This is a genomic window from Nocardia sp. CA-128927 (assembly GCF_050955855.1).
Classification (GTDB): domain Bacteria; phylum Actinomycetota; class Actinomycetes; order Mycobacteriales; family Mycobacteriaceae; genus Nocardia.
On the sequence record NZ_CP192087.1, the window covers coordinates 2,268,764 to 2,281,831 of the forward strand.

The following is a 13,068-nucleotide window of genomic DNA, read 5'->3' on the forward strand; positions in this document are numbered from 1 at the left end:
TGCGTGGCAGCGGCCTACATGCCTAGATGGTGTCTTCGGTGACGAGGGCTTCGTGCGCGCGAGACCCCTGCACGCTCAGGTCATCCGAGCAGGTGGGCGAGGAGGCGGGCGGGGGCGTCTTCTTGCAGCAGGTGTCCGGCGTCCTCGATCCAGTGCATCCGCGCGTGCGGGATGTGCTCGTGCAGCCAGCGCCCGTACTCCGGGGGAAGGATGCGATCCTCGCGGCCCCACACTAGCTGGACCGGGATGTCGATGTCGGACAGGAGGGCCTCGTACGGTTCGGTGTCGGCCTGGGCCAGCTGGCGGTACTGTCGGTAGTAGGCGGCCTGCCCCGCCGGACCGAGCCAGGGTTGGAGGAAAGCCCGCAGCACCCCGGGCCGGAACCCGGCGTGGGTCGCGTTGCGCAGGTGGGCGGCGACCAGGGCCTCATGAGCGTAGTCGGGCAGTTGCTCGAACACCTCGTGGTGGGTGCGCATCAGCGCGAACAGCCCACGCTCCCAGTGGCCGCCACTGACGCAGTCGAACAGAGTCAGATCGCGGTAGCGGGCGCGCTCGAGCAGTAGCGCACGCAGCACCACCGCGCCGCCGATGTCATTGGCCACCACGGTCGGGACCGATGCTGAAGTATCGAGACCCCAGTAGCGCAGCAATCCGGCGAACCGGCGGGCCTGTGCGGCCAACGTGAGGTCCTGGCCTTCGGCCTGTTCGGACACGCCATACCCGAGGTGGTCGAACACGTAGACGGTATGCCGCTCGGCCAGCGCCGGAGCGATCTCTCGCCACAGCAACGAGGAGTAGGGCGTGCCGTGTACCAGCACCACCGTCCGATCTCCGTCGCCGAGCCGGGCCCAGCGCACCGTGCCCCCGTCCACCTCCACCGATTCCGGCAGCTCCCACGTCAAGACCATTACCCTCCGTCCTCACTCATCCGGATTCGATCACTCTGGTTCAGCGCCACTCTATCCACTGCGGAGGTAGAAGCTCCGTGCCTCTGGGCGGCGAACCGCACCTCGTCTTCGCCGTGCCGATGAGGTCACACCAGCCGCCGACATTATTCGCACTATTGGGTTGAGAGGCATTGCGGCTCAACTGGATTCGCGAGTCTCCAGGCCGACGGCGTCGGCGAGTTCTCGGCGGTGGCGATCGAGTTCGGGGTGTTCGGTGCTGAATTCGCCCATGAAGTCGGCCAGGGCGTCGGCGATGGCGTTGAGTTTCTGTTGGACCGCTTCGTCGGAGCGGGACTGGGTGTTCTGCAGCAGGGCAACCAGCAGGAAGGTGACGATGGTGGTTGCGGTGTTGATGACCAGTTGCCAGGTGTCGATGCTGGGCAGCACCAGGAAGGTCGGCGCCCACAGCAGGACGAGCAACACGCAGAATACGAAGAAGCCCGCCTTGGCGGTGAGGGCGGCGGTCGCGGTGGCGAAGCGGTCGAATACCGTCAACGCGCCGCGGACATCGGAAGGCATTGTCTTGGAACCACTGTCGGATCGTGGCGTATCGGCGTGCATGGGCCGTCCCTTTCCTCGGGCCGGTGAGCAGATCAACTCTCCGGGGCGGATGCGGGATAGCCACGCGCTGGCGTGGCAAACAGGCGCCACTTATGTGAAGGCGCGGGGAGGCCCGCACCGCCATGTGCCGATGCACGACCGGATCTCCCCACACCCGCAGCTTTTGGTCGATGGGCACAAGAAACTCCGGCCGGCATCATCGACCTGGAATCAGACATCCGCATTGGGTGCGGCACCTAACGCATGTCGGGACCGATCTGCTGAACGTAGATTTCATCGACGCCGGCATCGATGCACTGACGCACCATGAATCCGGATGGTATTGCCTGGCTTGTGGATTACGGTTAAGGGCGTTGTGTGGTGGCGAGGTAGCCGCCGAGTCCGACAAATGCCGTGCCGGTGATCCCGTCCAGGTAGCGGTGGGCGCGAGTGCTGAGATCGGTCCTGCCTATCAGCCCGCCCGCTACCGTGTAAGCCACGGCGGAGACGGCTTCGATGCCGATGTAAGCTGCGGCGAGAACAAGTAAGGAGCCGTCGTCGACCGCGTTCGAGGACAGAAACTGCGGTAGGAACGCGGCGAACAGCAGCATGGCTTTGGGATTGGTCGCGGCGACTATGACCTCTCGACGCGTGGCCCGCCACACCCGGGTGCGAATGGTCAGCACCATCATCATCAATTTCGGGTTTGCCGGTGCGAGATGAGTGTCCAGCGCGCCACAGTATGCTCGCACCGAGGTAGAGCAGATAGGCGACACCGACCCATTTGAGGATGCCGAATATCACCGCCGAACGGGTCAATACCGCGCCGAGACCGATGGCGACCGCAGCTGCCATCGACGCGAAAACTGTGAACCGTCCGACGAGGGCTGCTGTGGCCGAGGCGGTGCCGTATCGGATCGCGTTACCCACGCTGAGCAGTTGATTCGGGCCGGGTACCAGTGACAGCGCAATGGCGGCGGGCACGAACGAGGTCCAGTCGATCATTTCTGCCTCTCCCGCGACACCGCTCAGGAGTGAACACGGGCCGCGACCGCCAGTCGAAGATTGGCGCGCTGCAGGGCTGCTCGGGCGTCGGCATCTTCACGGTTGGTCGTCAGCCGTTGCGCCGCCTCTTCCAGTGCGACGCGGGCCCGGGTCACATCGATGCGATCCGCGAACTCCAAGACCTCGGCCATCAGACGAACCTCGTCGTCACGTACCCGCAGGAATCCTCCGTGCAACGCGGCCCGCCACTGCCGTGCCCGGGCTCGTATCGTCAGTACCCCGACACCGAGTGTGAGTTCCAGACGATGGTGGCCGGGCTCGATCATGTGCCCACCATCAAGGGTGGGGACATGGATGGACTCAGCGCCGAAGACGAATTCACGATGAACGGGCACAGACAAGGTGACGGCCAAAGTATCCGACGCGCGCAACGTAGCTTCGGGGCCAGAATCTCGCCGCATTGCGGACCTTCTTCCGATAGTCGACGGCACTTCTGATGGCTTCCTAGCTGTGGCTGAACTGCTTCGGGTCCTGCTCGGACGGCGGATACCCTCGCCGAGGTCAGCGAAACCGGGCGTTTACACCGCCCCCCATGCCTTTTCGGTCACCCAACGGGGGTGGGTCGGCCATAGATGGTGTGGCCGGGCAACGCTGTGTGAGGGTCTGGGGTGCGACAGTTGTGGAGCAGCACGGGGAGGCTCCGTGTCGCCGAGTTCCCGTGGAGCCTGAAGTAAGGAGATTGCGATGAGTTCGGCGGGGTATTCGCGGCCGAGGAGGTGATTGACATGCCGAAGGAATGGACAGCCAAACAGGACCGGCAATACGAGCACATCAAGGATTCAGAGAGGGACCAGGGCGCGTCCACCAAGCGCGCGAAGGAGATCGCCGCGCGGACGGTGAACAAGAACCGCGCCCAGGCCGGCCAGACTAAAACCGCCAGCCGCTCCTCGGTGCAGGACAAATCGCCGCAGCAGCGTGGCGGGGAGCGGTCGGGCACCAACAAGCCGAAGGGCCCGACGCGCGACCAGCTATACAACGAGGCAAAAAAGAAGAACATCGACGGCCGCTCGAAAATGTCAAAGGCCGAATTGGCCCGAGCACTCGGCCGTAACTGACCTCACGCGGCACGGACGGCGGATCACGGCGCGCGTAGGACAAACCTATGCGATCAACGATCCGTCCAAGGCGTAATCACGATAATCGAAACATCATGCGATCCGATAGCGAGCTGGTCGCCCAGCAGGCACTCGACGTAGGGTTCAGATGAGCAGGCTTGCGTTCCGCGGCCGCCCTCCTCGGCTGGGCTCGCGAGGCACTCACTCTGTGCCCACGATCTACGCGCATACCCCGGTCGAACCGTCTCGCCTGTTAGCACGGCGCGGTTCGCCTGGTTGGAATGCGAGCCGCCGGGTACGCGCTCAATACCAATAAGTTGTCTCTACGACGTGTCGGAGGATTCATGTCCGGACTTGTAAGTGGATGCAGCGCAGCCGGCGGGAGCGGTTCGGGTGTCGACATCGCGAGTGAGTAACTCGACGATTGGCGGCTGGATTAGCGGGCGCGAGCAGAGGTCAACGGTGAAGGCGTGATCCGCGGGGAGGTCGCGCCGAGGAGCGGCGCAGAGGCGCAGGCAGACGCGGCGGAGCAGGGCGTTGTCGGCCAAGACGATCTATGGTGAAAGTATCGGCGCCGGTTCGTCACCTGAGCAGCGAGGCGAGTGAGTATGGCTGGCTGAGTAGGATATTTGGTCGCCGCAGGGCCATTTCCGTGGGTCGTATCGCAGGCCGCGACGGCGTTGGTCAGCGGGGCCGGAACCAGGCGGCGACGGCGGTGTAGCGGCCGAGGTCGAACGGTGCGGTGGGTGCCACGGTGCGGCGTGTTCGGCTGGCCCGCAACGTCATTCGTATCCCGGATGTACATGAATTCCGCACATGGGTGTGTAGAAGACGTAGCTCAGCAGGGTGATAGACGGGCTACTCGGTGAAAAGTGATCAGGTGGGGTCGAGATCGTTGCGCAGAGAGCTGTGCTCTGCCTGCCAGCTGCTGAGGACGTGATCGGCGAACCGGTCCTCGAGCAGGTTCGTTGCCTGGATGCCGAAGACAACCGACTCGGCGAGGTCCGGTTCTCGGGTGAGCAGGTTGTCGACGACGTCGTGGCGCATGACCTGCTCGTGTACGGCGTCGGCTTCGACGTGCTCAGTGTAGAACCGCACGCATTCGGGTGCGGCGTCGAAGCTTTCGAGCGCGGCGACCATCCGACGGGCGCTGGGGGAGGAGGTGATCTCGATGGCGGCGAAATGCCCGACCAGTGCGCCGCGCAGTGCGCAGTGCAAGCCGAACATCGACATCGTGTTCACCACCGAAAGCATCGGTGCGGGAACCACATTCAGATAGTGCAGGTACCCGTCGTGCAGGTCGGCCGCAGTCAGCAGGTCAGCATAGAGCCGGGCGTGCATTCGTTCGCCGCGCCCGCCACCGAATTCATCGAACTCGACCGCTACCAGCGACGCCTTCTCCTGGCCGAACAACCGCGGGATCACCCACGCGTGCGGGTCGCCCTCCTTGTGGTGGTAGATCGAACGGTGCACGAAGTACTCACGCAGTTGACGCCGCTGACCATGCTTCTGTATATAGGCGGCAATGCCGCTGGCGTCGACCGGTTCCAATAGCAATTGCGCGAACTCGTCAGCGACGTCGTTGCCGCCCTTCACATCACGACGCAGCATGTCGAGAAACGGCCGCTCCAGATTCGCCCGGAACCGCAGCAACTCCGGCTCCCATTCCCACCCGGGGACCACACCCGCGAACCCGTGATAGTGCAGCTCGTAACAGATGTGCAGCGCCAACTGCAGATCATCACCGCACGGGTCGGCCTGTTCCGCTTCAGGAAATCGCTGGCCGGCCGATGGTGCCGCCTGCAGGATGTCGACCAGCGCGCCCGATAATTCGCCGCGGGAATCGGGCAATGGGGCTGACAGTACCGGCGCCTCGGGGTGTGGCGGGCGAGGGTGCCCGGCTTGTTGCGTACCGCTCATCGATGATCACGCTCCCTTCCACGGCCCGCATACCCGCTGGCAGACGCATCAATCCCATGTCTTTCGGTGGCTCCGAACGAATCGGGATATGCGCCGGAAACCTTGCCGCGCCCCGCGCCGGAGTCGTCTGGTTGGCTATGCGGTCATCGGGTACTGCCTGCGCGACCCGACCCAGCAAGACCTTGGGGGTCGGCTGACGAATTGCACAGGAGGTACGGGCGATGTTCGAAGGTTTTGCGTCCGGAGCGATAGAACTAAGGGAGACAACTATTTTCGTACGGCATGGCGGGTCGGGACCGCCGGTGTTGTTGTTGCACGGGCATCCTCGGACCTCGGCGACGTGGCATCGGGTGGCACCGGCGCTGGTCGAGCGTGGGTTCACTGTCGTCTGCGCCGACTTGCGCGGCTATGGACGCTCGCGGGGGCCCCAACCTGCCGCCGACCATAGTGCGCACTGTAAACGTGTTGTGGCACAGGACATGCTGGAGGTCATGTCGTCGCTCGGGCATACCCGTTTCGGACTGGTGGGGCATGACCGCGGCAGCTATGTCGCTCTGCGCCTGGCACTCGACCACCCCGGTGGGGTTTCTCGAATCGCGTTGCTGGACTGCCTGCCGATCAGCGAACATCTGTCACGTCTGACCACCGACTTCGCCATTCAGTGGTGGCATTGGTTCTTCTTTGCCCAACCTGACATCCCGGAACGGGTCATCAATGCCGACCCCGACAGCTGGTACCGCGGCGACCCGGATGTGATGGGCAGGGACAACTACGATGAATGGCGTTCGGCCATACGAGATCCCGGTGTGGTCCGGGCGATGCTGGAGGACTATCGCGCAGGATTGACCATCGATCGCCGCCATGAAGAGCGTGACCGAGCCACCGGCAACCGGCTGCGCTGTCCCACGTTGATCCTGTGGTCCCTGCGCGACGACCTCGAACAGCTCTACGGTGACCCGCTGCGGATCTGGCGTGATTGGGCTGATGACGTGCGCGGTCACGGCATCGACTCCGGACATCACATCGCCGAAGAAGCTCCTACTGCGTTGACCCAAGCGCTCGGTGAATTCCTCGCCGAGTGACGCGGGACCAACGATCACACACGGGTGGCTGGACTGTGTGCGCGCTGATGGCCCGGCTAACCCGTATTCGGCCGTCACTGACGTCCAGCGCCAGTTCGAGAAAGGACGATTCATGCAGGACCACGCGCCCGCAGATTGTCCGACCTGCGGGCGGCACGGATACTGAGTTACGCGGCGAGTTCATTCGAGGTGGCGCCCGGTCTCGTTGCTGGTGGTGCGCAGCCCGGCCAGACACAAGACGATCTGGTGATCGACGGTGTCGATCACCACTGAGTTGGACTTCGTCGATGCTGTTGGTGCCGAGCGGCGGTTGAGGCTGTCGTCGTGCGCGGGTGTGCGGTTCGAAGACGTGCGACCGGTCCGCCGGTTCCGGTGGTCGCGCGGGCTCGGGTACTTCCCGGGCTGGTGGTCGCCGACGAATGTGTGCCACGTGGGTTTCGAGTCGTGGCTCGAGCGTGATCATGTCCGGGCACTTGGCGCTCAGTTCGTGCGCGCCGATAGGTCCTCATCCAGGATCAGTCGTGGATTACGCGGCCGGAATGATTGTCATTCCGTGAGCGCCCTTCTCGACGGGGATCGTGTGGATGACGTCGAGGGAGTCGATATCGACCACGGTGACGTTGGCCGACACCAAGCTGGAAGCGAAGGCGTGCTTGCCGTCCGGGGATGAACGCACGGTCAGCACACTCGGTCCGATGGGGACCCTGCCACGCAGTTCCAGGGTCCCGGGTTCGTACACGCGCAGGTGTCCGTCGGGGAACTCCGGCAGTGCATAGGGATCGGCGCCAGGCTTGTGGCGCATGGGGGTTTCACTGACCAGCAGTGCACCACCGGTGGTGACGTGCACAGCCATCGGCTGTACCTCCGAGGCGAGCACGTCGGTCACCTCCAGGGTTGCTGCATCGATCACGCGCAGCCCGTAGGGCTCGGTGGGGGCAGGCATGTACGCCGGCACCATCACAGGTGCGGCCACGACGATCCGGTCATCGCCGGGAAGCACCGCGATGCCCTCGGTGCCGGGGAGCTCGACGCGCCCGGTCATGGTCCGGCTCTTCACGTCCACGACTGCGGCGAAACTCGACTCCTTGGCGGCAACGAAGATCTTCGACACATCCGAGTTGGCCGAAAACCAGTGTGGACCACTGGCGTCCACAGAAATGTGGTCGCTGATCGTGCGCGTGGCGGCATCGAGCACGAGGACGCCGCCCGCGCCCCCGTCGCTGCCCTCGACTGTGGTGAACACGAGATCGTTGTGAGGATCGCAGAACACGTCGTGGGGGCCGTGGAACGGGCTGATGTCGATGACGTCGACGAGCTTGTGGGTGTCGGCATCGATCACGCTGATCTCCGGAACTCGACCGGCATTGCCGAAGTACCAGCCGGAAAGGTAAGTGTGCGTGGCGTAGATCAGCCTCCTCGTCGGGTCGAACGCGAGTTCATGCGGTTCGTAGTCGAGGCTCAACGTGTCGATCCGATCGCCGGTTTCGAGGTCGAGAAACACGATGGCGCAGGCATGTTGACAGGCAACCGCCAGAACTTCGTTGCTGGTTGTGATCATGTCCTCAACCTAAAACGCTGCTGCGGTACACAGCCACTCCCGTTTGGCAAGGGATTGTTGCACTGCGCGCAAGGTGCCCGCCGAAGCTACTTGCACTCCTGACAGCTTCAGGATTCCAGGGCCGACACGCCCAGCGCCCGGACACGCCGACCGGGGTGACGTCAAAATTCGCGGATACACCCGCCCCGGATCGGCCCCGAGTGACGTCGAAATTCACCGATAGACGGTGTCAGAATTCGCACTCACGGCGTGCGACACGAAGTCGCAGTGCGCCGTGAGGCGCCGATGAACCGAGGGAGGTGGGAGACCTTCCCGCTGAGCTGTCGCAGCAGCTTGGTGGAAGCCGAGCGCAGTCTGACCCGGAAGACGACGGGAAGGGCGGGAAGCAGCGCTGGCAAAGCCGGGACGGCTTGACACTGCCAGGCAGGTCGGGTCCGGCGAGCGAGATCAGACGGTATACGAGAGGAACCAGTGTTAAAGCTCCGTAAGCGTGTCACCGGCTCAAATCTGGTGGATATGGGCCGGGGTGCAGTGCACAACCATCCGATGTGGGTGGTTGACTCCGTAGCCGGTTTGCGATGCCGGTGGGGAGGCCACGCTGAAGGACTGCGGCGTAGGTGTGGCGATACTGCCGGGGCAGAGCTGGATACCAAGCTGATCGATCGGTTCACGGTGAACACGGGAACCACTCGAAACCGTTCCCGCGCTGCGGAATCCATTCGTAGTCGTGGGATAGGCCCGTCGTTGGCCGAAGGTCTCGGGTGGGGCGGAGGCCCTGTAGTAGTCCGAGCACGCGAGAGGCGTGTACATGGCGAAGAGGGCCAGCAAGTCTGCGGTAAGGAAATTGGAATGCCAGGAGGCCGTTGGTGAATACCGACGAGTTGTCGCTCGAGTTGTATAAGGCTGAGCGGCGGGTACTGGAGATCCAAACCAAGCTGCACTGTTGGGCTGGTGATGATCCTCATCGCAGGTTCGATGATCTGTTCAATCTCGTTGCCGATCCCGCGTTTCTTCTGGTGGCGTGGGATCGGGTGCGGAGTAACAGGGGCGCACGCACGGCCGGAGTAGACGGTGAAACCGGCCGCTATATCGAGGCCGAACGCGGGGTCGGAGAGTTCCTGGCTCAGCTGCGGGCTGATGTGAAAGCCTGTAGTTTCCAGCCTCTTCCGGTCCGGCAGCGAGCGATTCCCAAGGCGGGCGGCAAGGTTCGCTATCTGGGGATCGCGACCATCCGAGACAGGGTGGTTCAAGCGTCTTTGAAGCTGGTGCTGGAGCCTGTGTTCGAGGTGGATTTCCTCCCGTGTTCCTACGGGTTCCGTCCGAATCGCCGGGCTCATGACGCGGTGGCCGAGGTGCATCACTTCACGTCGCGCTCTTATGAGTGGGTCGTGGAAGGAGACATCAAAGCTTGTTTCGACGAAATTTCGCATTCGGCGCTTATGGACCGGGTGCGCAAACGTGTTGGAGATAAACGCGTTTTGGCGTTGGTGAAGGCGTTTCTGAAGGCGGGCATCCTCACCGAGGATGGCACTCTCGCTGACACCAGCGCCGGTACTCCGCAGGGTTCGATTCTTTCTCCGTTGCTGAGCAACGTGGCTCTCTCGGTCTTGGACGAGTTCATCGCCCGAGGACCGGGAGGACCCGCGGCCAGCCAGTATGAGCGGGCCAAGCGACGTCGCCACGGTCTGCCGAACTATCGGCTCTGTCGGTACGCGGACGACTGGTGCCTGGCCATTTCAGGCACCAAGGCGCACGCCGAGGCGCTGCGGAAGGAGATCGCGGGAGTCCTGTCCACAATGGGCTTGCGCCTATCACCGGAAAAGACTCTCATCACCCACATTGACGAGGGCCTGGATTTTCTCGGCTGGCGTATCCAGCGCCACCGGAAGCGAGGCACCGGCAAGCAATACGTCTACGTCTATCCGGCCAAGAAGGCACTAGTCACCGTGATGGCCAAGGTGAAGACGATTTGCCGGCGGAACACGAACCTGTCGCTCGGAACTCTGCTGCATTTGCTGAATCGGATGTTGCGGGGCTGGACTGCGTACTTCAAGTACGGGTGCTCGAACGCGACGTTCAGCTACCTCCGGTCCTATCTATGGAAACAGGTGGTCAGATGGCAGAAGCGCAAGCATCGACATACCTCGTCGAAACAGTTGCGCCGACGCTATGGCATTTGGCCTTCCGATGGTGATGTCGGGTTGTTCGATCCGGCCAAGGTGAGCGCGAAGCGCTACTACTACCGGGGAACTCGCATCTCGACGCCATGGCCGAGCACAGCATGAGTAGGTCCACCGACCATTCGGGACTTGTGGAGAGCCCGGTGCGCTGTGAGGCGCACGCCGGGTTCGGGAGGCGGCTCGGAGAAACCCACCGATAGCAACATCGGCAGGGCGCTCCGGGCCGACCTCACCGAAACGAGTGGACCAACCGAGAGGAGGCCGAGTGATCGGCGGCATGGTCCCGGGTTAGTGCCCACTGCCCGTCCCCACTTCGACGTGCGTCGCGGGTAACTGCGGGGTGCGAAGCTCGAAGGAAAAGCCCAAGGGCGCCCGTTCCATCCGGGAGCCACAGGCAAGGGGAAGACCGGACGGGTGAACGCAAGTGAACCTTCGATGACACCTCGTAATGCGAGTCTCCGCAGATGGGAAGTAGTAACGGAGTGCAGGGCCTGTCGCTGAGAAGCGGCGCTGACGGTCGGGTGGCTGTAACCGATCGCGTGGGCACCAGGGCCTCGGGGGAGAGAAGGCACCCACCCCGGTCGTATCTCGTTCGTGTGGAACGTGGAAACCCCGTCGGAGTCCGACACCGAAAGTGCCGGTAGGCCGACCGTAAGGAGAGCGGAATGCTCCGGCGGGAACAGGATGGCCCAACAAGCCAATGGCGGTGGCCGAAAGGCAGCGGGAAACCATGGCAGACGACCGTCCCTCCGATGGTCGCCGTGGATAACCGGCCGCATACGGACCCGAAAGGTCCGGCACGAAAGTGCGCTGACGTGGGCCAGGTGGGCCTTTGACGAATCAGACACCAAGGCAGCAGAACTGAAGGACAAGTTGGACACCACATCACAGTCGGTAACGACCGCGAAGGCTGCGGCCGTCGACGACGTGACCGTGGTGAACGGACCGGAAGGCTTCGACTGGGACGCCATCAGATGGCGAAGCACCGAGGACGAAGTACGCAGGCTGAGGCAACGAATCTTCAAGGCGTCGCAGGCAGGAGACCTCAAGAAGGTCCGTAATTTGCAGAAACTGATGCTCCGCTGCCGCGCCAACACGCTCGTGAGCGTGCGGCAGGTCACGGAACGTAATGCCGGCCGCAAGACTGCGGGCATCGACGGTCGGATCGCTCTGACCGCCGAGTCACGGGCAGAACTGGTGCTCGACCTCCAGCAACGCATCAAGCCGTGGCAAGGCTCGCCAGTCAAACGGGTGTACATACCGAAGAAGGGTGGAAAGCGACGCCCGCTGGGGATTCCGGTGATCGCGGACCGTGCCCAACAGGCGCGAGTTCGCAACGCTTTGGAGCCCGAGTGGGAGGCCCGTTTCGAGCCGCGTTCCTATGGCTTCCGACCGGGCAGGTCGTGCCACGACGCGATGGTCGCCATCTATATGACACTCAAAGGTGCTGGTTGCCAACGAGTGTGGGTGCTCGACGCGGATCTGGCATCGGCCTTCGACAGAATTGATCACCAGCGTCTCCTCGACCAGATCGGCCTGTTCCCTGCAAGGGCGCAGGTCCGGCAATGGTTGAAGGCGGGGGTGATGGACAAGGGCCGGTATTCCCCGACCGAGGAGGGAACTCCTCAAGGCGGGGTCATCAGTCCGTTGCTGCTCAATGTCGCACTTCATGGAATGGAAACCGCCGCTGGGGTTCGGTATCGCAAAAGCGACGCCATGAATGCCCATGCTCGGTCCTATTCCCCGGTTCTGGTCCGCTACGCCGATGATTTCGTGGCCATGTGCCACAGTCGCGAACAAGCTGAACAGATCCGTGAACAGCTCGCACAGTGGTTCGCGCCCAGGGGGTTGTCGTTCAACGAGGACAAAACGCGCATCGTGCACGCCTCGGAGGGCTTCGACTTCCTGGGCTTCAATATCCGCCGCTATCGCTCGTGGCGGGGCGGAACACTGCTGATCAAGCCGAGCAAGGAGTCGATCAAGAAGATGCGGCAGCGGCTGGCCGTCGAGATTCGGCACCTACGTGGTGCAGGTCCGGCGGATATCGCGATCCGGCTCAACCCGACTATTCGGGGCTGGACCGCGTATTTCCGGCCAGCGGTGTCCAGCGAGAAATTCACCAAGCTGGACGCCTACTTGTTCAAGCTGACATGTCGGTGGGCTCGCCGCCGCCATGACAACAAGTCGTGGCAGTGGGTGACCGACCGATACTTCGGCCAGTTCAACAAGTCTCGGCAGGACCACTGGGTATTCGGAGACCGCGTCAGCGGGGTCTACCTCCAGCGGTTCGCCTGGACAAAAATCGTTCGGCACTCCATGGTCACGGGCTGGGCGTCTCCGGATGACCCTGCCCTGGAACAGTATTGGACCGAGCGGCGACGCCGACAGCAACCGCCACCGCTGGCACCATCCACCGTGAGGCGTCTCAAGGCGCAGCACGGTCGATGCACGCTCTGCGGGGACTTCCTGCTGTTCGCGGACCGGGAACCACAATCCCCGAGCCAGTGGGAACAGTGGTTCATCACCATCCGCCTGGCGCTGAAGCGACAGCTCATCGTCGCTGGCACCGCCGGTGAACCGAACGAATATTTCCGCCTCGTGCACGTCCACTGTCAGCGCCGACAGCCAGCCGACGCCGATACCGGGCCAGTCAGGAACAGCAACGCCAGCACGCCCCAGCGGCCTGCTTGAGCCGTGCTGCGGGGAAACCTCGCATGGCCG

General features: G+C 63.3%; 10 protein-coding genes and 1 pseudogene. 4 read left to right on the forward strand and 7 right to left on the reverse strand.

Annotated features, from left to right (window positions below; all coding sequences use genetic code 11):
• Positions 1 to 80: 80 nt before the first annotated feature.
• From ACQPW1_RS10955 to ACQPW1_RS10975, 5 genes and pseudogenes are all read right to left on the reverse strand, one after another.
• On the reverse strand, positions 81 to 908 hold the full coding sequence (locus ACQPW1_RS10955; RefSeq protein ID WP_433662612.1) for an alpha/beta fold hydrolase: 828 nt from the start codon (positions 906 to 908) through the stop codon (positions 81 to 83).
• A 177-nt stretch (positions 909 to 1,085) separates the two neighbouring features.
• Positions 1,086 to 1,466, reverse strand: coding sequence for a low affinity iron permease family protein (locus ACQPW1_RS10960; protein ID WP_433662613.1), 381 nt, complete (start codon positions 1,464 to 1,466; stop codon positions 1,086 to 1,088).
• A 386-nt stretch (positions 1,467 to 1,852) separates the two neighbouring features.
• The gene (locus ACQPW1_RS10965) at positions 1,853 to 2,239 is read right to left on the reverse strand and encodes a LysE family translocator (protein ID WP_433662614.1); all 387 of its coding nucleotides are present in this window, start codon (positions 2,237 to 2,239) and stop codon (positions 1,853 to 1,855) included.
• 28 nt (positions 2,240 to 2,267) lie between these two features.
• Positions 2,268 to 2,492, reverse strand: a pseudogene (locus ACQPW1_RS10970) (hypothetical protein); the annotation flags it as partial.
• Positions 2,493 to 2,515: 23 nt separating this feature from the next.
• On the reverse strand, positions 2,516 to 2,953 hold the full coding sequence (locus ACQPW1_RS10975) for a F0F1 ATP synthase subunit epsilon (protein ID WP_433662615.1): 438 nt from the start codon (positions 2,951 to 2,953) through the stop codon (positions 2,516 to 2,518).
• A gap of 324 nt (positions 2,954 to 3,277) precedes the next feature.
• On the opposite strand from ACQPW1_RS10975, the gene ACQPW1_RS10980 reads away from it, so the two are divergent.
• The gene (locus ACQPW1_RS10980) at positions 3,278 to 3,607 is read left to right on the forward strand and encodes a plasmid stabilization protein (protein WP_433662616.1); all 330 of its coding nucleotides are present in this window, start codon (positions 3,278 to 3,280) and stop codon (positions 3,605 to 3,607) included.
• 876 nt (positions 3,608 to 4,483) lie between these two features.
• Here the strand turns inward: ACQPW1_RS10980 and ACQPW1_RS10985 are convergent.
• Positions 4,484 to 5,527, reverse strand: coding sequence for an iron-containing redox enzyme family protein (locus ACQPW1_RS10985; RefSeq protein WP_433662617.1), 1,044 nt, complete (start codon positions 5,525 to 5,527; stop codon positions 4,484 to 4,486).
• Positions 5,528 to 5,748: 221 nt separating this feature from the next.
• On the opposite strand from ACQPW1_RS10985, the gene ACQPW1_RS10990 reads away from it, so the two are divergent.
• Positions 5,749 to 6,609, forward strand: a complete 861-nt coding sequence (locus tag ACQPW1_RS10990; RefSeq protein ID WP_433662618.1) for an alpha/beta fold hydrolase — start codon at positions 5,749 to 5,751, stop codon at positions 6,607 to 6,609.
• A gap of 526 nt (positions 6,610 to 7,135) precedes the next feature.
• Here the strand turns inward: ACQPW1_RS10990 and ACQPW1_RS10995 are convergent.
• A complete protein-coding gene (locus ACQPW1_RS10995; RefSeq protein WP_433662619.1) occupies positions 7,136 to 8,167 on the reverse strand; it encodes a YncE family protein in 1,032 nt (343 codons plus the stop codon).
• Positions 8,168 to 9,033: 866 nt separating this feature from the next.
• On the opposite strand from ACQPW1_RS10995, the gene ltrA (ACQPW1_RS11000) reads away from it, so the two are divergent.
• A complete protein-coding gene (gene ltrA, locus ACQPW1_RS11000; RefSeq protein WP_433662620.1) occupies positions 9,034 to 10,452 on the forward strand; it encodes a group II intron reverse transcriptase/maturase in 1,419 nt (472 codons plus the stop codon).
• 768 nt (positions 10,453 to 11,220) lie between these two features.
• A complete protein-coding gene (gene ltrA, locus ACQPW1_RS11005; RefSeq protein WP_433662621.1) occupies positions 11,221 to 13,038 on the forward strand; it encodes a group II intron reverse transcriptase/maturase in 1,818 nt (605 codons plus the stop codon).
• Positions 13,039 to 13,068 lie beyond the last annotated feature (30 nt).

Bases quoted from the DNA above. Each gene is read 5' to 3' on its own strand.
- ACQPW1_RS10955 (WP_433662612.1), bottom strand. From the start codon at position 908: ATGGTCTTGACGTGGGAGCTGCCGGAATCGGTGGAGGTGGACGGGGGC.
- ACQPW1_RS10960 (WP_433662613.1), bottom strand. From the start codon at position 1,466: ATGCCTTCCGATGTCCGCGGCGCGTTGACGGTATTCGACCGCTTCGCC.
- ACQPW1_RS10975 (WP_433662615.1), bottom strand. From the start codon at position 2,953: ATGCGGCGAGATTCTGGCCCCGAAGCTACGTTGCGCGCGTCGGATACT.
- ACQPW1_RS10980 (WP_433662616.1), top strand. From the start codon at position 3,278: ATGCCGAAGGAATGGACAGCCAAACAGGACCGGCAATACGAGCACATC.
- ACQPW1_RS10985 (WP_433662617.1), bottom strand. From the start codon at position 5,527: ATGAGCGGTACGCAACAAGCCGGGCACCCTCGCCCGCCACACCCCGAG.
- ACQPW1_RS10990 (WP_433662618.1), top strand. From the start codon at position 5,749: ATGTTCGAAGGTTTTGCGTCCGGAGCGATAGAACTAAGGGAGACAACT.
- ACQPW1_RS10995 (WP_433662619.1), bottom strand. From the start codon at position 8,167: ATGATCACAACCAGCAACGAAGTTCTGGCGGTTGCCTGTCAACATGCC.